Below are 818 nucleotides of genomic sequence, written 5' to 3'. Positions count from 1 at the left end.
ACGGTAGCGTCCAACGACTACGACCCCGACAACAACGTACCATTGAGTTACGCGAAGGTGACGAATCCATTGCACGGGACGGTGACGCTGAACACGGATGGTAGTTACACATATACACCGACGAGTGGATACATCGGCAACGATAGTTTCACCTACAAGGTGTGCGACAGTGGCAGTCCTAGCAAGTGTGATACGGCCACGGTGAGTATTGCGATTTTGCCATTGGCCCCACAAGCACCAAAAGCGAACCCAGACGTTGCGGTGACACCACAAGATAAACCCGTGAATGGGAATGTATTGACCAACGACGATGACCCACAAGGGGGTACGCTGGTGGTGACAACCACGCCAGTGACACCACCGACGAAAGGAACGGTGACGTTAAATCCTGACGGAAGTTTTGTTTATACGCCGACGCCAGGCAAGACGGGCGAAGATGTGTTCTGCTACGAAGTGAGTAATGCGCAGGGGTTGAAAGACACAGCTTGTGTGACGGTGGATATAGTACCGACGCCCATTGCGGGCAATGATGCACCCGTGGCAGTGGATGACAACACGGAGACGCCAAAGAATGCGCCAGTGGTAATCAATGTGAAAGCCAACGACGGTGACCCTGACGGCAACGTCTTGGGAGTACCGACGAAGATTAGCAATCCAACCAACGGTACGGCGACGGTAAACCCAGACGGGACGATTACCTACACGCCGAATTCAGGCTTTGTAGGAACAGATAGTTTCAAATATTCAGTGTGTGACAATGGTGTACCGAGCAAGTGCGACACGGCGACGGTGAATGTACGGGTGAACGAACCCGTGGC

At 53.2% G+C, this 818-nt stretch carries 1 protein-coding gene; it reads left to right on the top strand.

The features are described 5' to 3' along the window. A partial coding sequence (locus AC23P2_RS31120) for an Ig-like domain-containing protein (RefSeq protein WP_487776793.1) occupies positions 1 to 818 on the top strand: 818 nt, incomplete at both ends.

The organism is Runella sp. R0.1_18 (assembly GCF_057652155.1).
The sequence above is the reverse complement of the archived record's forward strand: the minus strand, read 5'-3'. Positions and strand labels throughout refer to the sequence as shown.